This is a genomic window from Nonlabens sp. (assembly GCF_039941875.1).
Classification (GTDB): Bacteria; Bacteroidota; Bacteroidia; order Flavobacteriales; family Flavobacteriaceae; genus Nonlabens.
On the sequence record NZ_JBDVDQ010000022.1, the window covers coordinates 43,003 to 62,711 of the forward strand.

Consider the following 19,709-nt stretch of genomic DNA (forward strand, 5'->3'; position numbering starts at 1 on the left):
GCAAAATGAAAAATTTTTTAATTAAATTATCTTTAATATCAATCTTTGTAGCTTTGGTCACCTCTTGTGTATCCAAAGATAGGATTCTATATGTTCAAGATATTGACTCTGCGTTAACAGAAAGAGAGTTGAATTACGAATCTATTATAAAAAAGGATGATATTCTTAGAATTATCGTGACTAGTGAGAACATGAAACTAGTACAGCCTTTTAACCAAGTTGTAAACCCAACGGCTAATAACGATTTGACGATCACTTCTCAAAATAAACTTCTTGGTTACCTTGTTAATAATGAGGGTAATATTTCATTTCCTTTATTAGGTGATATAACGGCTGCAGGAATAAGCAGAAAAGATTTAACTGATACTATTCAAAATAGATTGAGAGCAGAATATGTTAAGGATGCAACTGTTGATTTGAGAGTTGTTAATTTTAAGATTACCGTTTTAGGCGAGGTGACGAGACCAGGAAACTATAATTTTGATTATAATCGTATTACCTTACTTCAGGCTATTGGAATGGCTGGTGATTTAACCATCTATGGTAATAGAAAAAATGTTACCGTGTTAAGAGATGTGGATGGTGTTCAAAAAGTTCATAAATTAGACCTTACTAATTCTGATTTTATAGGTTCTGAATATTATTACCTTCAGCAAAATGATGTGATCATAGTAGAACCTAATAATGCTCAAGTTCAGGCAGCTGGTTTTAATAGAAACGCCTCTCTCTACGTTTCGGTAGCATCGGTATTGTTATCATTAATAGTCGTTCTTTCAAATAATTAATACATGAGTAGTACTACAAATATGGAGACTAATCAGGCTCTTTCACTTAAAGATCAGATTAATCAATATTTAAGATATTGGCCCTGGTTTGTAATCAGTGTTTTTATCTTTTTATTGTTAGGGTTTGTTTATTTAAGATATGCCAGTAAAGAATATGTAGCATCTACCAAAATTTTAATAAAAGATACTCAGAGTGGTGGTGGATTATCTGAGCTTTCTGCTTTAGGAGATATTGATGTTTTAGGTGGCTCATTTAACACCGTAGAAAATGAGATAGAAATCTTAAATTCTAATAGGTTGATAAATGATGTGGTTTCTAATCTAGATTTGAATATCGTATATACGCGTACTGGAAATATTAAGTCTACTAATGTTTATAAGAACAGTCCTATAAAGTTGTCAATTTTAAATGATTCCTTATCTAGAGGTATTCCTGAGTCAATAGATCTAATGGTTAGATATGTAGATGAAACTAAGTTTGAAATCAAATTCATTGAAGATTTAAATTATGTGACACATGATTATGGTGCGTCCTTTAAGTTGAATGAATTAAATTTACTAGTAGTACCAGATTTCGATCACTCAAGGGGTAGTTCCCACATTAATGAAGTAGAAGACAAAAACTGGAAGGACTTATTGGTTTCGATTAAACCGATTAACGATGTTACAAAATCTCTCAAATCTAAACTAAATATTTCTAAAGCTGATAAAAGAGGAAGTGTCTTAGAAATTACTTTAGTGGATCCAGTAAAAGAAAAAGCGGAAGACATTCTGAATAATTTAGTATCAGTTTTTAATGAAGATGCTATAAAGGATAAGAATCAAGTAGCTCAGAATACGGCCAAATTCATTGATGAACGCCTTGCCGATATTCAGAAAGATCTGGATAGTTTAGAACGTGGAATACAGACTTTTAAAACCACGGAAAGATTAACGGATTTAGTAGCTGAATCTGCTTTAAATCTGGAGTCTTCTGCTGGAATTACTAGAGAATTAGTTGAATCTAGGACTCAGTTAGAGATCGCTAGATTAATTAAGAATAAATTGAATAAAGAGAGTTATGATTTTATTCCTGAAAATATTGGTTTACAAAATCTAAACATTCAACAAGCGTCTTCTAGTTATAATGCATTAGTTCAAGAATACAATAGGTATAAAGATAATGCTACAGCTGAGAATCCAATTCTTAAAAGGTTAAAAGACGAAATTGATAGCTTAAAACAAGCTATTCTTTTATCTCTGAACAATACTATTAATTCCATAGAAATTCAAAAGCAAAGCCTGACTAGGGAATTAGGTTCTGTCTCTGGTAAAATTTCTACAGTTCCTGAAAATGAAAGAATAGCTAGATATATAGAAAGGGACAGAGAAGTTGTCGAAGCTATTTATTTATTATTAAATGAGAAGAAAGAAACTACAGCTATTTCCCTTGCAGTTACTGCTCCTAAAGCTAAAATAGTTGATTTTGCATTAGCTTCTAAAACTCCAATATCACCAAAGCCTAGAATTGTTTATCTAGGTATGATGCTAATTGGTTTCGTTCTTCCTGGTGCGATAATTTATGGAAGGTCCATTTTCTATAACAAAATTGAGTCTAGAAATGATGTTGAGAGAGGTTTACCTAATGCTAATATATTAGGTGAAGTACCTAAGTTAGATAAGGATAGTGTCGATTATATTGTTCCTAACGATAGATCTGTCTTAGCTGAGTCTTTTAGAATTATAAGAACCAACCTTCAATATAAGTTGAATGCTTTAAATCATGATGGTACTAAAATCATTTTGGTAACTTCTACCATCAAGGGTGAAGGGAAGACACTTGTTTCATATAATGTTTCAAATACATTTGCATACTCTGGAAAGAAAGTATTACTTATCGGTGGTGATATTAGAAACCCTCAATTACATAGATATTTACCCAACGTATCAAAGAGAACAAAAGGAGTTACAGAGTATCTTACAAATGACCAACTGACTGTAGAAGAGTTAGCAATGACTTCTAAGGTTAATCCTAACCTTGATATCATTCTTTCGGGAGCTATACCACCTAATCCAGCTGAATTATGGATGCAAGATAGAACTAAGGACTTATTTGAAGAGGCTAAGTCTTTATATGATCTGGTAATTATTGATAGCGCACCAACTATATTAGTAACAGATACCTTATTGATTAATAAATATGCTGATGTTACAACTTATGTTACAAGAGCAAATTATACAGACACTTCTTTATTAGAATTTGTTGCAGATACTATTGAAGATGGGAAATTGAGTAATGTAGCGGTAGTTGTAAACAACGTTAAGTTAGCTAACTTCGGTTATGGTAATAAGTATGGGTATGCTTATGGAGAAGAAAAGAAAACATGGTTAGACCTTCTTAAAAAGAAGTTCTCAAAAGGAAAATCTTTTGAATAAGATCTTCCTATTTTAAATATTAAATATAAGCTTGTGGTTTTCCACAAGCTTTTTTATTGAATCAATTTGATTCTTTTTAATTTTTATGATCTTTATTTTTTCTAAATGAGAAGGCTTGTGAGCATCTGTTCCTATAAACTCATACATCTCTTTATCAAGAAGTGATTTAGCTTTTTGAAAAGAATCTTCTCCGTAATGTTCTGTTAAGGATAGTAAGTTGAGTTGCAACTCAAAACCTCGATCTTTTAAATCTTGATAGGCATCTATTGATTTAATATAACGGTATCTCTCTGGATGTGCCAGTATAGGTTTTAAATCTTTTTGACACATTTTAAAAATTAACTCCTCAAGGTTGTTAGGTTTTTGAAAGTAAGATAACTCTGTCAGGATGTAATTCTGGTGAAGACATAAATAATTATTAGTGTCAATTAAATTTTCAAATTCACCATCCATCATGTACTCGGAAGCAGCAGAAATGATAAAATCTCTGTGATTGCTTGCGTCTAAGGCTAGTTTTGTTTGATTAAATTTTTTAGTGATCCCATTTGCATCATTCCCATAATAATCTTCCATGGTATGAGGTGTTGCAATACAGCTTCTAAAACCCAATTCTTTAAAATGACCTATCATTTCTTGCGTCATTTCTAGATCTTTAGATCCGTCATCTATAGCTGGCAAGATGTGATTATGAATATCAACAACGTCTTCTAGGAAATCGACTAAAAAAACAGATTTATTAAAGAAAAACATAATTTAATTATTTAATAATTTTTGGACATCTAGAAGTTTGTATTCATTTGGGAATAGCTCTTCTAGAATAGTTTTGTACCCTGCATTATTTTTTAAAGCATTTTGTAAATGAAACTTTCCTTTTATTAAATCACCACTTTTTAAATAAAGGCCAGCGATTCTGTAAAGTAGTTCTGCTTCTTGTGGATAAAATTCTAATCCGTTTTCAGCATTTAATATAGCGGTGTCTAACTCGCCTAATGATAATAGAAGATCACATCTATCGATCCATGTAGAAAGTTCATAATTACCTAGTTCAATAGCTTTCTTGTATCCATATTCAGCCTCTTCTATAAAATTAAGCCTTCTGTTTATAGATGCATACTTCGTCCAGAACAAAGCATTGTCACTGTCCACTTCAGTTGCTTTTTCAATGTAGGTCAGGGCTTTTTGATAATCGAGGCGTTTGGTGTAAAAATTAACAATGGCTAACCATCCTTTATCTAGTAAAGGATCTTCCTTCACTGTTTCTTTAAAGTAGTGTATGGCTTTTTCATCTACACCTAGTTTTTCAAAGCATTTACCTAGTCGCAAGTAAGCAAATGATGTAGGGTCATCAAGTTTTAAGGTAATCTGATAATTTTCTATAGCCTCATTATACCTGCCCAACTTCTCAAGAACCTTTCCTTTTTCTAAATAAGCACCTACAAAATGATCATCTGATATGATAGCAAATTCAAAAGCAGCTAATGATTTTTCATACATTTTTATGTCAAAATATTGCTTGCCTACTTGGTGCCATGCAACTTCACTATAAGGGTTTTTATTTAAAAACAAATTTAAAAAATCTATAGCTTGTTGATTTTCTTGTAAAAAGTCAAAACAATAAATGATATTATAAAGAGCAGAATAATCTGTGTCATCCAGCTCTAGGCATTTCATGAAATTAACCTTGGCGTTAGAGTAATCTTCTATAAAAAGAAATTCCATTCCTATAAGATTATAGACATCTGCCTGATCTAGCGTTAAATCTAAAGCTATCTTTAATAGATCTATTGCTTTATCATGCCTCTCAGTTTTAGAATAAATATTAGCTTTTTGTATGTAAACTTCAGCATTTTGAGGTTCTATTTCAAATAACTCATTAAGAACCTCTTCGGCTTGAGTAAACTGATCGTCAAAAATATACATCTCTGCCTTGAATAGCCTCAAATTTGCAGACGATGGATGCTGTGATATACCTAAACTAATGGCTTTGCGAGCTAAAACCATTTTCCCTTCATCGAGATAATGTTCAATTATCTCTTCAAATTCTCCACTGTCAAAGAATCCAACCTCATTGGACTTCAACATGAGTTCAAACTTTTTTATGCTCAAACCTTCATCATCATTTAAATCAAAATGCATACATAGAATATTAAAAATTCATGTTTTACTAAGTTCAATTTTTTTGCCAAATTAAAGGCACAAACAAGATTTCTCTTGTCAACAACTTATAAACAGAGTTTTTTAGGGTTAATTGGGATAGAAGCTTTCAGTAACTTCTATAAGTGTTTTACAAGCAAATTCTATTTCTGAATTCGTTACGGTATACGGTGGAGTTATTCTAATAGCGCGCTTTTCAAATAATAATAAGAAAAAAATCACACCGCGATTTCTACATTCTTCCACTATTTGAGTTGTAAACTTATTATCGGGCAATAGGGCTATAAGCATAAGACCTTTGCCTCTTACTTCCTTTATGTTTTTATGTGTTAAGCTTTCGCGAAAGCGTAACTCTTTATCTAACATTTCTGACATGTATCCACCATTTTCAACCTCTTGTAAAGTGGCTAGTGCAGCCGCAGCAATTACTGGATGTCCTCCGAATGTGGTTATGTGTCCTAGCATCGGTGAATTTGTAAATTGAGACATGTGTTCTCTACTCGCGGTTAATGCGCCAATGGGTAGCCCTCCTGCAAGTCCTTTACCGGTCACGACAATATCTGGTACAATGTCTAATTGAGTAAAATAAAACATGCTGCCTGTACGACCTATACCAGGTTGGATCTCGTCTACGATAAGTAAAGTGTTGGTAGCTTTACAACGTTTACTTAGTTCTTGTGCCCAGATGTTACTAGGTATTTTAAAACCGGCGCCTCCTTGAATACTTTCTATAATTACAGCTGCGGTATTTTCATTAATCTTTTTTAAATCCTGCAGGCAATTAAAATTGATATGGGAGATACCTGGAAGTAATGGTCTGAAAGGAGCTTTGCGCTCTTCAAAATCCATAAGACTAAGTGATCCTAAGGTGTTACCATGATAGGCATTTTTCATAGCGATAACTTGTGAATTACCTGTAACTTTACGAGCTAATTTTATAGCAGCCTCAATAGCCTCGGTTCCACTATTTACTAAATAAGTAGTTTCTAATGGAGCTGGTAGGAGAGAGGCTAGTTTTTTACACAATAATACAGCTGGTTCTTGAGCATATTCTCCATAAACCATGACATGCATGTATTGATCTACCTGTTTTTTTATAGCTTTTACAATGGCTGGGTGACAATGTCCTAATGGTAGCGCACTTACACCTGCAACCATATCTAAATATTTCTTTCCAGATTTATCATAGATGTAATTTCCCTTTGCACTGGATATTTCTATTCCAGGTGCATAGGGTGTGGTTTGTGCTTGGTAAGTATAAAAATCATTTTTCATTTTCTTTCTCTTCCTTTATAGCATCAGGAGTATCTGTAGATCTGGTTTTAAGATCTTCTTCTTTTAATCTTGAATTTTTATTGATATTGAATGGTGTTTCTTTTTTGAAAAAATCTTCTTCAATATCTGGTAATGGTATTCCTTGAATAGGGGTCAATATAGGTTTAGGTTTATCTCTAAAAAGATCTTCTTTTGATATTATTCTTTCATCGCCTCGCCATTTAAAACCTCTTAAAGTACGAGCGTTTTCAGGTAATTCTTCTGGAGGATATGTATTATCTTCTGGATTATCATAATTTGTGATAACGGTCATTTCTTTGTTTTCAAAAAGAATCTCCATTCTACCACTAGTACCTTTATTGATACCTATCAATTCTTGTTGATCATTGCGTGAATAGATTAAATTTTCAACATTCTTGTTAATATTAACGACTTCTAACTGGCTAGAGTCATTAAATTTACCAATAAGTTCCTTTCCTTTAATTTGATTAAAACCACCACTGCTATCTTGATCTACTATAAAAGCATTATAGAATACGTGCAAGCTGTCTAGGCGCTCTGTTAAGGTGTTGCTTTGAATATGAATGCTGTCTCCTGTCATCTGGCTGTTGCCACTCCACAACACTGGCTTAGTAATCATTTTAGTAAGTCCATTACTTTGCCTAGTAACGATAGAGTCACATCTACCGCTCAAGTCGCTTTTAAATAAACGTACATCATAAAAACCTCTTACTATTCTGTCGTTTTCTGGACCTGTGACCATTAATCTGTCTGCGTGTATATATACACTATCTTGATCTTGAATGGAAATGGCAACGGCTCTTTTAGTTATAAAGACAGAATCTTTTGCTCTATAAACTTCTGCATAGTGTCCTTTAATTATAGATTTATTAATAGTGTCGGTTACCACTATGTTGTTAGTCGCACTAGCAAATGATTTACCTCGATTAAAATAGAGGCTATCTCCAGTGACGGTTCTATTGTTATAATCTATTTTTGAGTTTTTTATAAAATATCCTTCATCGTTTCTAGTGTCATAGAAACCTCTTTCACAATATACGGTGCTGGTTTTTCCTTTTATTGTAGAAGGTCCATACATGTAAGTGTGTCCTGTGTCTGTGTAGAAGTTAAGGTGATTACTATCTATGGTGTATTCTGGGTTTGTTACAGTCACATCGTCCAGAAACTGATAACGTTTTTCTTTAATAAAATAACGTCCAATCCTGCTTTCTAAAGTACTAGCAGTATCTTTTACGGTACCACCGCTTCTATAATAAGCTTCCTGCTTTGCACGATCAAAGAATAAAGTGTCTGTTTTCAGTGTCGTTTCTGGGTTTCTCATAAAAACATCACCACTGGCAAAAGCTAGTTGAGAAGTGCCATTATATTCAGCATATTCTGAATTCATCTTTATAGAATCTCCTTGATGAATGCGTACGTTTCTAAATATTCTAATAAAATTATCTTTTTGATATAAAACAGCACGATCGCACCACATTTCTATGCCTTTGTGTTGTACGAACACTTGTTTTCTGTCATTACCAGAATAAATTACTGCGCCAGGGAATAGATCTTCATTAATTTCTCTTAGGCCACCGGTAACATTAATTAAAGAATCATTAACTGTTTGCTGAGCAACTGCAGTATATGAGATGAGTAGAACTATAAAGAAAAGGAGTTTTTTCAAGATGGTGTTTTTAGAAAGTTCAAAATTACGAAAATGCATCATGCTTTAACTAAACGTTTCTTTATAGATTAATTATATTATAAACAAAAAAAAAGCGTCCTTAAAGGACGCTTTTTTGAATATATGTAAAATTGAAACTTTACGATTAAATACTAGTTGTCGTTAGAAATTCCTCCTGTTCCACAATCATCTTTACAGAAAGAATTTGTAGTTCCAGCAGAGTCTCCAACTTGGTCACCATCAATCCAAATTCCTTTACTTTCACTAACACGACCATTGTCATCAAGTCTATATACTACCGCATAAACAGAGTTACAAGTACATTCATCTATACAGCTGTCAGAAAAAGTATAAGTTACTTTAGTTTTTCTACTACCGAAACAGTTTCTGATATTGAAACGACATACATTAGGAGTACCGTCTGCAGTTAATGGAAGATCATCACAATCTTCATCGATATTCATAAATACAGAATAGATATACCATCCATCTGTAGATTCTAATGTGTAAGTAAATCTAGTGTTAGTGCTGATAATACCTCCTAAAATACCATCTTGTACTTTTGCTATTTTAAAGTTAAGAGCGTTATCTCCAGTTGCTGGGTCAACACCATCTTGATCTACACAATTACCAAAATCAGGATTTGTAATAGGTAATAATTTATTTAAATCGCTTACGGCTACAATAGATTCTATGTCATAAGGATAAACTGATGCATCTGGATTAATTGCTTCTGGAATTAAACCGTTAGATAACGCGTCTTCTTCCATAAAGTTGATAAATCTTTCTTCGCTTAACGCTGTTACATCTACAAGATCTGCTCTATCTTCATTAGTCTCCTCGATAGAACAAGAAACGATAGTAAATGCGGCTATAAATAAAAGTAATAGTTTTTTCATCATGTTTTTTTTACATGGCAAAACTACAATAAAAGAAGACTTGGAGAATAAAATAACTGTTTTTTTCGCTCTAAGGTGTTATTTAATCGATTTTTAACATCTTAAAACCTAACATATTGATAGTCAGTAATTAAGAGATTGTATTTTGTCGATATTAACATGCGTTTAACGTTGTTTCTATGTCTTTTCTATCTATTTAACTAGCCATGTCATTTCAGTACTTGTTAAATCTTCTGTAGATACTTTAGTTTCTGCAATAGCAGATTTCCCGGTAGTGCTATTTGTTAAAGATAAAACTTCGTATTTAATTAAATTCCATCCTTCCTGAATGTCTAATTGATAAGAATCTGTTCTAGAGTAAGTCTCGTCGGTGCCATCTTCAAAAAGATTTTCTGAAACCTGATTACCTATTATAGAGATAGGCCCTTTAGCAAAAATGTAATAATGTTGATATCCTTTTTCTGGAATAGCATCACTTATTCCTACCGCGTAGTCCACAAAGTTTTGACTAGAACCTGAAAAAATATAATTAGTTTTTTCTGGTGTTATTATTTCAAATCTGAAGAACTTACCAGCATAGGCTATTAATTCTTCCTTACCAGTAAAATCCAACTCGCTAGCATTTGGAAAACTATCTAAGGCGCTAGTAAATTCTAAATTATATTCTGCATCAGGTGAAGAATTGTATGTGTTAAACGCATCATGCGTAACTACATCAAAGTCTTGAGGTAAATCTATTTTAAAAGCACCATTGTTAGTTATTTCACCACCTATTACTGGTTCTACAAAATAGCCCATAATATTTATGTTACCACTTATACCATCTGGATTAGTAGCTTTACCTTGAATAGATAATACGTTTTCTGTGTTAGCTTCACTGCTGTCTTCTTTTTCTTTTTCGGTTGTTTTACAGCTGGTTAATATGATGAGAAATGCAAGTAATAGGTGTCTTTTGATCATCTGGTTTTATTTGATTTAAACATAGAATCTAATATAAGATTGATTCCTTGAAATATAAATACTATGGCCAGTAATGCAAATACTATCCCTGGCATTAGAAATATAATAGGATGTTCAGATCCTGCTCCTATATATATAAGGATAGGACCGGCAAACAGAAAAAGCACGCTTATTGCAAGCTTTTTAACTCCTTTACCTAAAACTTCTCTATCTGTAGATGTTTGCGACATAATATTAACAAATTCCTTGATGTTCAATAGCGTTTCTTACACTACCATGATCGATTAATAATTTTCTAGCAATTTCATAATTTGTTCCTGTCGCTTCCATAATCATACGTGTACCTCGATCTACTAGCTTATCATTACTTAACTGCATATCTACCATTTTATTTCCTTTTATATGGCCTAATTGAATCATAACACTGGTACTGATCATGTTAAGAATCATTTTTTGTGCCGTACCAGCTTTCATTCTGCTGCTGCCAGTAATGAACTCTGGGCCTACAACTACTGCAACAGGATGTGTAGCAACTTTATCTAATGGACTGCCTGGATTACAAGTAATGCATCCAGTAGTAATGCCATTTAAATTACAAGTCTCTAGACCGCCTATAACATATGGAGTAGTACCGCTAGCGGCTATTCCTATAACCACATCATCGGTAGTTATTTGATGCTTTTCTAGATCTTTAAATGCTTGTTTTTCATCGTCCTCAGCATTTTCTACAGCTTTTCTAATTGCTGTATCACCACCAGCAATAATCCCTATAATTTTATCATAAGAAACACCGAATGTAGGAGGGCATTCACTAGCGTCTAGTATACCTAATCGACCACTAGTTCCAGCACCTATATAAAATAATCGGCCTCCAGCTTTCATCTTTGAAACAATTTCTTTCACCAGTGATTCAATATGTGGAATCACCTTTTCCACAGCTGTCGCTACTGTTTGATCTTGTTCATTAATACTACGTAATAGCTCTCTAGGGCTCATCTTTTCTAGATGATTATAATGAGAATCTTGCTCTGTTATTTTATTAAATGCCATGATGTTGGTCTCGCTTTCGCGAAAGCGGTATTTTAATTAAACTAATAAGAAACGGTATCCATGATTTCTAGTCCATAACCTATTATACCTATGCGTTTACTTTGCTCAGAATTAGTCATCAACTTAATTTTAGTAATGTCTAAATCATGAAGTATTTGTGCACCTATCCCATAATCTTTATTATCAAGATTGCGTCTAGGAGCCTTAACACCGCCGTTTTCTTGGAGCTCTTTAAGTTCTTCTAATCGACCTAACATGTTTTCTGGCTCAAACTGCTGATTAATGAATACTATCGCGCCTTTACCTTCTTTATTTAACTGATCAAACATTGCGTCTATCTTTCTGTCAGCATCACTAGTTAGGGTAGAGAATAGGTCATTGTTAACCTGTGTAGAGTTCATACGTGTAAGAACGGTTTCTTCTTTTTCCCAATCACCTAGAGTAAGTGCTATGTGAATTTGATCATTAGTTGTTTGTTGATAAGCACGTAAACGGTATTCGCCAAAACGTGTTTTTAACATAAAGTCCTCTTTTTTAACGATAAGGCTATCATGTTTCATTCTATAAGCAACAAGATCTTCTATAGATACTAACTTAAGGTTGTGCTTTTTTGCAACTTCTATTAATTGAGGTAGACGAGCCATGCTACCATCTTCATTCATGATTTCTACTATAAATCCTGCAGGTTCATGACCAGCAAGTCTTGCAAAATCAATGGCTGCCTCTGTATGTCCTGTTCTTCTTAGTACCCCACCATCTTTAGCTTTTAGAGGAAAGATATGTCCAGGTTTACTTAAGTCGTGTGGTTGTGTATCTTTATCAATAATTGCTTGTAGAGTTAATGCTCTATCTCCAGCACTTATTCCAGTCGTAACACCATGGCCTCTTAAATCTACTGAAACGGTAAAAGCCGTTTCCATAGGATCAGAATTATTTACCACCATCATGGCTAGGTCTAGTTCTTTACATCTAGATGCAGTAATAGGGGCACAGATTAATCCACGACCATGTGTGGCCATAAAATTCACTAATTCTGGTGTTGCAGATCTAGCACTGGCAACAAAGTCACCCTCGTTCTCACGATTTTCATCATCTACAACAATAATGGCTTTACCATTTTTTATATCTTCTATAGCATCTTCTATGCGGTCTAATTGAAAGGTAGGAGCGGCTTTTTCTTGAGTAATCATAAGGAATTATTGATTTAAAAAAACATCTTAAATATGATTATTTATGTATTTAAGACTTCCTTACAAAGATAACGATTAAGCGGTAGCGTTAGGAGATTTTGGGCGTTTTTTAAGCCTTGAAAACAGCTTCTTAAAGCTGAATTCATTACTAAATATACCTTGGTCTGTAGTTGCTCTGTAGGTAAGGTAAATACCTATAGGGAATAAAATGAATGTACTTAACCATGCACCTAACCATGCAGGGAATGCACCCTCGGTAGCTGCTTTTTCTGCAAAAATACCAATGAAATGATAGGTTAAAAAGAATAAAGTAGCAATTACTAATGGTAGTCCCATACCACCTTTTCTTATAATTGCGCCTAGTGGAGCACCTATAAAGAATAATATAATACAGGCAACACCTAATACATATTTCTTGTGAATTTCTATTTCATGTTTTGCAAGCCTAGATTCTTCTCCTTTAATTTGATCCTCTCTATTTTGAACTGCGGCTTTCTGACTACGCACTTTACTCATCGCCACATCCAGTGCTCTACGCTGGTCAAATATTTTTAGGCTAGCCAGTAAATCTTCAGGATTCTCTTTTATAGTATCTAACGCAGCAGTACGATCCATAGTGCTAGGTGCCCATGTTCTGTGCTGGTTACTTCTATATATTTTATAATTATTGGTAAGTGCAAGAGAGAATGTATCTATACGATTATATAGCTCATTAATTTTAAGCATTCTATGATTGTCAGTCACAGACTCATCATCTATATCTACTTTGTTTAATCTAGATACATCTATGTTTAAGGCGTATTCTTTAAACTCTGTTTTAACAAATGGTGACGTTTTGGCTTTTTTAGGCTCTGTTATAAAAAGGTCTTCATAATAATTACCATCTTCTAGTACTAATTGGATAATGTTAGACTTTAAAGAACTTTTTAACTCACCACTTTTACTTTTAATGACGGTGTAGTTACCATTTTTTCTAGGGTTCTTTTTATGGATAATCACGTCGGTTAAAAACTCACCGTTTTCTCCAGACTTTTTACCTACCTTAATATTTATATCTCCTAATTGGTTAAAAGTTCCTTGTCCTATAGCCATGGCAGGTTTCATTTTTGCAATGTTACCGCGCAGATTTCTTTGTTTAAAGTAACCCCATGGAATAACAGAATTAGCAAATAAGAAAGAAGTGATTCCTATACCTAGAATAACAAAAGTTAAGGAGCGCATCGCACGTTGCAGTGAAATTCCATTAGATTTCATTGCGGCAAATTCATAATTCTCTGCCATTTTACCAAAAACTAATATAGCGGCTAGCAGCACACTTAAAGGTAATGCGATAGGTACCGCAACAGGAGTAGAGTAGTATAAGAATTTTGCAATAGTTAATACATCGAGATCCTTACCAGCTAGCTCTTTTATGTATAACCATATAGCTTGCAGGATAAGAATAAACATTAACACAATAAAGACGCTTAAAAACGTCTTTATGTATTGGCTTAATATGTATCGATCTAATATCTTCAATTTAGTTCATCTCTTGAATCAACCAGTTTTTGTACTGATTTTTATCAAAGGTAAAAGAATTCTTAGGTAAAGGTTCATTAGTTTTTAATGACTTTAATGTAAATGTAGCTACTGTTCCAGAGTTTTCTGTAATAATGGCTTTGTAAATATGCTTTGTGTTAGCATCTATACCAAGTAAAACATTCTTATATTCAGAGTTTGATTTAATAGGAGTAAGTCTTATGAACTGTATTTTTCTACCACCTTCATTTTGTACGATATCCCATTTTTTAGAATATCCTTTTTCATAAAAAGTTAAGATGTTAGAAGGGGTAATCATTTGATTACCGTCATTACTTACTTTAGAAATAGTCACTTCTTCGTCTTCAGAGTTTACAGCATACTGCTTTGTACCATCAAAGATATACGTTGTGCCTAAAAAATTCACATTGTACTTTTCTCCTTCTAGCTTTGCATCACCTTGCACATCCATATCTGTGCTTGTTTTAGGATTTTTAAAATTCCCTTTATAGGTAAATGCTACATTTTTGTAAGACTTAAATTTTTCTGCTACTTCACTTAATAATTTATCTGCCTTAGCATCTTGTGCTGTTACCGCTTGCGCGAAAGCAAAAATCATAAAAACAGAAAGAAAATAATTTTTCATTGTACTTATTTATTTGTTTTGTTCTTCATTTAAAAATACTTCTAGAGACGTAAGGTCTGGTACTAAAACTTGTCTGGCTTTACTACCTTCAAAACCACCTACTATACCAGCAGCTTCTAGTTGGTCTATAATTCTACCAGCACGATTGTAACCTAGTTTCAATTTACGCTGTAATAAAGAGGCACTACCTTGTTGAGCAATAACTATAATTTCTGCTGCGTCTCTAAACTTAGCATCTCTCTCGTCTATATTATTATCAATACTCGTGCCACCATCTTCACCTACGTATTCTGGTAAAATATGCGCATCAGGATATGCCTTTTGATTTCCTATAAAGTCGGTGATTTTTTCTACTTCTGGAGTGTCCACAAAGGCACACTGTATACGTATTAATTCGTTTCCAGCGGTATACAGCATGTCTCCTCGACCTATCAACTGGTCTGCACCACCACTATCTAGAATAGTACGAGAATCGACTTTTTGCATCACTCTAAACGATATACGTGCCGGGAAGTTAGCCTTAATCATACCTGTAATTACATTTACAGATGGACGTTGCGTTGCGATAATTAAGTGAATACCTATAGCACGAGCTAGTTGTGCTAGTCTAGCGATAGGAGTTTCAACCTCTTTACCAGCCGTCATGATTAAATCGGCAAATTCATCTACTACTAATACGATGTATGGTAGAAATTTATGACCATTTGCAGGGTTTAACTTTCTAGCTTTAAACTTTGCATTGTATTCCTTTAAGTTACGACACATGGCATCTTTAAGGATGTCATATCGTTGATCCATTTCTATACATAGACTGTTTAAGGTGTTGATAACCTTAGAGTTGTCAGTAATAATAGCCTCTTCACTATCAGGTAACTTTGCTAGGTAATGACGTTCTATTTTATTGAATAAAGTAAGTTCTACTTTTTTAGGATCTACCAATACAAATTTAACTTCAGCAGGGTGTTTTGAGTAGAGTAGTGAGGTAAGAATGGCATTTAAACCTACCGATTTACCTTGTCCTGTTGCTCCAGCCATAAGTAGGTGAGGCATTTTTGCAAGATCTACTACAAAGGTCTCGTTAGAAATAGTTTTACCAAATGCAATAGGTAATTCCATTTCCGCATTCTGAAACTTAGGAGATGCTACTACAGACCTCATAGACACTATAGCTGGATTCTGGTTGGGTACTTCTATACCTATAGTTCCTTTTCCGGGAATAGGAGCAATTATACGTATACCTAATGCTGCTAGAGATAAAGCAATATCATCTTCTAGATTTTTAATTTTAGAAATACGTATTCCTGCCTCAGGTACTATTTCATATAAGGTAACAGTAGGACCTACAGTCGCGCTTATTTTTGCAATACCTATTTTATAATTCTTAAGAGTTTCTACGATGCGGTCTTTATTTGCTTGTAGTTCTTCTTCATTTATAGTAATCGTTTTTCCTTTAGTATAATCTTTTAATAGATCTAAAGGTGGAAACTGGAAGTTGCTTAATTCTAGGGTAGGGTCAAATTCGCCAAAATCCTCTACTAATTTGTTTGCTTTATTATCGATAACCTCTTCCTCATCTAGAGTTTGCTCGATTTCCATTCCTATGTCATTTTCATCTTTAGGAGCAACCACTTTTTTAAGAACAGGTTCTGGAACAGTTTCTTCTTCTGGAACGGTAACTTGCATATCATTGCCCGACACCTCTACAGTAGTTTTAGTTTCTTCTGTCAGTGGAGTAGTGGTTTGATCTACGTCTGGAGTAGGCTTACCTTCTACAGTAGCTTTTTCCCAATCGTTTTCTTCATCTGTAGTTTCTATGTTTTCAAAACCTTCTTTAACCTCTGTAGCTTTTTTAGAGAAATAAGCAGATATTAATTCTGGTGTAAGTTTAAGTCTTAAAACTACATAAACTATTGCTATGAAAAACATGACAAGTATAGCGCCTAATAAGCCTAAATAATCTTGTAAGAAATCATTTAATTCATAACCTACTTTACCACCTAGTAACGCATTAGTATTGTGAAAAAATCCTAAAAAGATAGATAGCCAGAGCATTAATAATAATCCCCAGAACCATAGATTTGAAATTCGCTTTCGCGAAAGCGAGAACACCTTATCACCTGTTGCAAATAAAAATATTCCAGAGATAATAGTGAGTATAGCGATGGAAAAGGCTGGAATACCAAATCCTTTATAAACAAAGGTATGTCCTAACCATGCACCTAGCTGGCTTATCCAGTTCTTAGTTTCTGTAGTACGGCTGCCTAATTCTACCAGTACACTTTGATCTTGTGCGCCAGTGAATAGATAAGATATAAATGAAAAAAGCAGTAATAAACCGACTACTATTAGTGCGCTCCCTACTATTACTTCTTGTAGTCTATTGAGCTTTAAATTAGGTAGCTGAAATGGTTTACTGGTCTTTGCAGTAGTTTTCTTAGATGATGTTTTTTTACGCGCCATGTATGATAGTGAACGAGCAAAAATAAGAATATTGCGCGGTAATAATAGAACACATTTAACTTGATTGTTAACAGTTGCTATTTATACCGTGAAAGAGTTATTAATTAAACAGCGCGATGATATAAGGAATATAAATAATACCACCTATTATGGAAGAAGCAATAGCGGTAATTACCACAGCACCAGCAGCTATGTCTTTAATATGACCTATTTTCTTGTGAAAATCTGGATGGATAAAGTCGGCAATAGCCTCTGCAGTGGTGTTCATACCTTCTAGTCCCATAATAAGTCCTATGCACAAGGTTTGAGCAATCCACTCGGTTGCAGTAATGTTAAAATAAAAGCCAGCAATAGTCATAATAATGGCTATTGCGGCTTGTACTTGTATGCTGGCTTCTGTTTTGATAAGGATGATGGCGCCTTTTAGGGCATATCCCATCGCTTTACATCTACCAATAATAAATTTTGATGCACTCAATTATAATAACGTTTTAAGTGCAGCAAGATAATTAGGTTCATCTGCAATTTCAGGAACTTGTTCATTATAAATAACTTTTCCTTCTTCATTGAGAACAACTACTGCTCTAGAATGAAAACCAGCAAGTGGTCCAGAAGTCATAGTAAGTCCATAGTCGTTACCAAATGTACCGTCTAGTACATCACTCAGATTTTCTACATTCTCTAGTCCTTCATCACTTGCAAAACGCTTTTGTGCAAACGGAGTGTCTCTAGAAATACATAAAACCGCTGTGTTATCTAACTCTGTAGCTCTTTTATTAAAGTTCTTTACAGATGTTGCACATACGTCAGTGTCTATACTAGGGAAAATATTAAGTACGACACGTTTTCCTTTATAATCATTTAAAGAAGCCTCAGAAAGGTCTGCTTTTTTAAGTTTAAAATTAGGTGCTTGTGATCCTACTTCTGGTAGGGAACCACTGGTAGAAATCTCGTTTCCGCCTATAGTAATAGTTGCCATGTATTTTATTTAGTAATTAAGTTGATAAAGTTACAATTTACCTGTCGATGCTGTATAAATGTCTTGTTAATTCTTAGCAGATTCTATATAATCTAGAATAGCATCTATATCTTCTGTAGTTAGATTAGGAAAAGAATTCATATTAGCCTGATAATATTCATTATATAAAGCAACCGCTTGCACATCTCCAGATTTTATGAGTGCAGCGCTATTATTGATCCATTTATAGAGCCATTCTTTTTCATAACGATCGGTCACACCGTATAATCTAGGACCAGTAGTATTTTTAAAAAGTTTATGACATGCTGCACAATTGGCTTTAAAAAGTGATTTCCCCAATTCTTGTCGTTCCGTTAAAGCTGTTTTGGGCACTATATCTATAATCTGTTTTGGTAATTCTTGCGTGGAATAACTAGACTCTTCTCTAGATATGATAAATGCTGTGCTAAAAATTACAACGATCATGGCGAGTACGAGCGCACAAATGGTACCTAGGGTTCTTGATAATTCTTTAAACATAGTTGTTTGAATTTAAGAAGATTATTGTTGTTGGTCTCGCTTTCGCGAAAGCGGAATACAATCCACCATAAAGATAATTCTCAAAGTTCATTTTACTAAATAAAATAGATCGATATCGTAATAGATTTATCAAATGACATTACTTATTTTTGTTTAAAATATCTATCATGACGATTACTCAGTTAAAATATGTTCTTGCTGTTGCTCAATATCAAAATTTTACCAAAGCAGCAGATAAAGTTTTTGTAACACAGCCTACATTAAGTATGCAAATACAGAAACTAGAAGATGAACTAGATGTGCAAATATTTGATAGAAGTAAAAAGCCTATCGAGCTGACTGAAACTGGTAAGAAGATTGTAAATCAGGCGCGTAATATCGTTAATGAAAGCGACCGTATTCAAGATATCGTAGATCAAGAAAAAGGTTTTATAGGTGGCGAATTTAAAATAGGAGTGATACCTACAGTAATGCCTACATTATTACCTATGTTTCTGGCTAATTTTGTAAATAAATATCCTAAAGTAAAGCTGCGCATAGAAGAACTTACTACAGAGAGTATTATTGATAGTTTATTAGATGGTAGTATAGATGCTGCAATAGCTGCAACCCCTTTAAAAAATGATTTTATTAAAGAAAGAGTTCTTTATTATGAACCTTTTGTAACATATGATCCTAGATTATCTGGTAAGCCTAAAACAAAAATTAAGGTAGACGAGATTAATGTAGATGATTTACTTCTCCTAGAAGATGGACACTGTTTTAAGGATAGTATTCTTAATTTATGTCGCAATTCTCGAGATACAGATGGAGAGCGTTTTATGTTAGAGAGTGGTAGTTTTGAAACCTTAATAAAACTAGCTGACGAAGGTCTAGGAATGACTTTGTTACCTTATTTAAACACGATGGATTTACCAGAGCATAAAAAGGAGAATCTAAGATTTTTTGAAGATCCTTCTCCTGCTCGTGAAGTAAGTCTTATTTTTCATAAAAGCGAGTTGAAGATGCAAATTATAGAAGCTTTACAAAATGTAATAACAGGTGTTATTAAAGGTGCTATTGCTTTTCAAAACGTACAAATAGTAAGTCCTATATCAGGTAAATAAACATTGTTATAGAATAAAAAAAAAGGCTAGTTACTTCATGTTCAAATGAAGTAACTAGCCTTTTTA

General features: G+C 33.7%; 18 protein-coding genes. 3 read left to right on the forward strand and 15 right to left on the reverse strand.

The features are described from left to right. The first annotated feature begins 5 nt into the window (after positions 1-5). A complete protein-coding gene (locus tag ABJF08_RS12850) occupies positions 6-785 on the forward strand; it encodes a polysaccharide biosynthesis/export family protein (RefSeq protein WP_348116648.1) in 780 nt (259 codons plus the stop codon). 3 nt (positions 786-788) lie between these two features. Beyond that, positions 789-3,200, forward strand: coding sequence for a polysaccharide biosynthesis tyrosine autokinase (locus ABJF08_RS12855; RefSeq protein WP_348116649.1), 2,412 nt, complete (start codon positions 789-791; stop codon positions 3,198-3,200). A gap of 12 nt (positions 3,201-3,212) precedes the next feature. On the opposite strand, the gene ABJF08_RS12860 is transcribed toward ABJF08_RS12855, so the two are convergent. From ABJF08_RS12860 to ABJF08_RS12930, 15 genes are all read right to left on the reverse strand, one after another. Further along, on the reverse strand, positions 3,213-3,950 hold the full coding sequence (locus ABJF08_RS12860) for a CpsB/CapC family capsule biosynthesis tyrosine phosphatase (RefSeq protein ID WP_348116650.1): 738 nt from the start codon (positions 3,948-3,950) through the stop codon (positions 3,213-3,215). A gap of 3 nt (positions 3,951-3,953) precedes the next feature. Continuing rightward, complete coding sequence (locus ABJF08_RS12865; RefSeq protein ID WP_348116651.1) at positions 3,954-5,336, reverse strand: tetratricopeptide repeat protein; 1,383 nt, start codon at positions 5,334-5,336, stop codon at positions 3,954-3,956. Positions 5,337-5,444: 108 nt separating this feature from the next. Beyond that, on the reverse strand, positions 5,445-6,629 hold the full coding sequence (locus ABJF08_RS12870; RefSeq protein WP_348116652.1) for an aspartate aminotransferase family protein: 1,185 nt from the start codon (positions 6,627-6,629) through the stop codon (positions 5,445-5,447). Further along, on the reverse strand, positions 6,619-8,316 hold the full coding sequence (locus ABJF08_RS12875; RefSeq protein ID WP_348116653.1) for an OstA-like protein: 1,698 nt from the start codon (positions 8,314-8,316) through the stop codon (positions 6,619-6,621). Before ABJF08_RS12875 ends, ABJF08_RS12870 begins: the two co-directional genes overlap by 11 nt. Before the next feature lie 152 nt (positions 8,317-8,468). Next, positions 8,469-9,215: a hypothetical protein gene (locus tag ABJF08_RS12880; protein ID WP_348116654.1), complete on the reverse strand. Its 747-nt coding sequence runs from the start codon at positions 9,213-9,215 to the stop codon at positions 8,469-8,471. 192 nt (positions 9,216-9,407) lie between these two features. After that, on the reverse strand, positions 9,408-10,175 hold the full coding sequence (locus ABJF08_RS12885; RefSeq protein WP_348116655.1) for a hypothetical protein: 768 nt from the start codon (positions 10,173-10,175) through the stop codon (positions 9,408-9,410). Further along, on the reverse strand, positions 10,172-10,405 hold the full coding sequence (locus tag ABJF08_RS12890) for a DUF6095 family protein (RefSeq protein WP_348116656.1): 234 nt from the start codon (positions 10,403-10,405) through the stop codon (positions 10,172-10,174). Before ABJF08_RS12890 ends, ABJF08_RS12885 begins: the two co-directional genes overlap by 4 nt. A 4-nt stretch (positions 10,406-10,409) precedes the next feature. Further along, positions 10,410-11,225 (reverse strand): N-acetylmuramic acid 6-phosphate etherase, encoded by an 816-nt coding sequence (murQ, locus tag ABJF08_RS12895; protein WP_348116657.1) that lies wholly within the window; start codon positions 11,223-11,225, stop codon positions 10,410-10,412. 41 nt (positions 11,226-11,266) lie between these two features. Continuing rightward, positions 11,267-12,415, reverse strand: coding sequence for a 3,4-dihydroxy-2-butanone-4-phosphate synthase (gene ribB / locus ABJF08_RS12900; RefSeq protein ID WP_348116658.1), 1,149 nt, complete (start codon positions 12,413-12,415; stop codon positions 11,267-11,269). 75 nt (positions 12,416-12,490) lie between these two features. Then, positions 12,491-13,933, reverse strand: coding sequence for an LptF/LptG family permease (locus tag ABJF08_RS12905; protein WP_348116659.1), 1,443 nt, complete (start codon positions 13,931-13,933; stop codon positions 12,491-12,493). 1 nt (position 13,934) lies between these two features. Beyond that, positions 13,935-14,579, reverse strand: a complete 645-nt coding sequence (locus ABJF08_RS12910; RefSeq protein WP_348116660.1) for an outer membrane lipoprotein carrier protein LolA — start codon at positions 14,577-14,579, stop codon at positions 13,935-13,937. Positions 14,580-14,588: 9 nt separating this feature from the next. After that, a complete protein-coding gene (locus tag ABJF08_RS12915; protein WP_348116661.1) occupies positions 14,589-17,039 on the reverse strand; it encodes a DNA translocase FtsK in 2,451 nt (816 codons plus the stop codon). Between the two features lie 100 nt (positions 17,040-17,139). Beyond that, positions 17,140-17,478, reverse strand: coding sequence for a diacylglycerol kinase family protein (locus ABJF08_RS12920; protein WP_348116759.1), 339 nt, complete (start codon positions 17,476-17,478; stop codon positions 17,140-17,142). Between the two features lie 39 nt (positions 17,479-17,517). Then, a complete protein-coding gene (tpx, locus tag ABJF08_RS12925; protein ID WP_348116663.1) occupies positions 17,518-18,018 on the reverse strand; it encodes a thiol peroxidase in 501 nt (166 codons plus the stop codon). A 66-nt stretch (positions 18,019-18,084) separates the two neighbouring features. Continuing rightward, positions 18,085-18,537: a cytochrome c gene (locus tag ABJF08_RS12930; protein WP_348116664.1), complete on the reverse strand. Its 453-nt coding sequence runs from the start codon at positions 18,535-18,537 to the stop codon at positions 18,085-18,087. 167 nt (positions 18,538-18,704) lie between these two features. On the opposite strand from ABJF08_RS12930, the gene ABJF08_RS12935 reads away from it, so the two are divergent. Further along, a complete protein-coding gene (locus ABJF08_RS12935) occupies positions 18,705-19,643 on the forward strand; it encodes a LysR substrate-binding domain-containing protein (RefSeq protein ID WP_348116665.1) in 939 nt (312 codons plus the stop codon). The last annotated feature ends 66 nt before the right edge of the window (positions 19,644-19,709 follow it).

Bases quoted from the DNA above. Each gene is read 5' to 3' on its own strand.
- ABJF08_RS12910 (WP_348116660.1), bottom strand. From the start codon at position 14,579: ATGAAAAATTATTTTCTTTCTGTTTTTATGATTTTTGCTTTCGCGCAA.
- ABJF08_RS12855 (WP_348116649.1), top strand. From the start codon at position 789: ATGAGTAGTACTACAAATATGGAGACTAATCAGGCTCTTTCACTTAAA.
- ABJF08_RS12915 (WP_348116661.1), bottom strand. From the start codon at position 17,039: ATGGCGCGTAAAAAAACATCATCTAAGAAAACTACTGCAAAGACCAGT.
- murQ (WP_348116657.1), bottom strand. From the start codon at position 11,225: ATGGCATTTAATAAAATAACAGAGCAAGATTCTCATTATAATCATCTA.
- ABJF08_RS12860 (WP_348116650.1), bottom strand. From the start codon at position 3,950: ATGTTTTTCTTTAATAAATCTGTTTTTTTAGTCGATTTCCTAGAAGAC.
- tpx (WP_348116663.1), bottom strand. From the start codon at position 18,018: ATGGCAACTATTACTATAGGCGGAAACGAGATTTCTACCAGTGGTTCC.
- ABJF08_RS12880 (WP_348116654.1), bottom strand. From the start codon at position 9,215: ATGAAAAAACTATTACTTTTATTTATAGCCGCATTTACTATCGTTTCT.
- ABJF08_RS12885 (WP_348116655.1), bottom strand. From the start codon at position 10,175: ATGATCAAAAGACACCTATTACTTGCATTTCTCATCATATTAACCAGC.
- ABJF08_RS12930 (WP_348116664.1), bottom strand. From the start codon at position 18,537: ATGTTTAAAGAATTATCAAGAACCCTAGGTACCATTTGTGCGCTCGTA.
- ABJF08_RS12865 (WP_348116651.1), bottom strand. From the start codon at position 5,336: ATGCATTTTGATTTAAATGATGATGAAGGTTTGAGCATAAAAAAGTTT.
- ABJF08_RS12850 (WP_348116648.1), top strand. From the start codon at position 6: ATGAAAAATTTTTTAATTAAATTATCTTTAATATCAATCTTTGTAGCT.
- ABJF08_RS12890 (WP_348116656.1), bottom strand. From the start codon at position 10,405: ATGTCGCAAACATCTACAGATAGAGAAGTTTTAGGTAAAGGAGTTAAA.
- ABJF08_RS12935 (WP_348116665.1), top strand. From the start codon at position 18,705: ATGACGATTACTCAGTTAAAATATGTTCTTGCTGTTGCTCAATATCAA.
- ribB (WP_348116658.1), bottom strand. From the start codon at position 12,415: ATGATTACTCAAGAAAAAGCCGCTCCTACCTTTCAATTAGACCGCATA.
- ABJF08_RS12920 (WP_348116759.1), bottom strand. From the start codon at position 17,478: ATGGGATATGCCCTAAAAGGCGCCATCATCCTTATCAAAACAGAAGCC.
- ABJF08_RS12870 (WP_348116652.1), bottom strand. From the start codon at position 6,629: ATGAAAAATGATTTTTATACTTACCAAGCACAAACCACACCCTATGCA.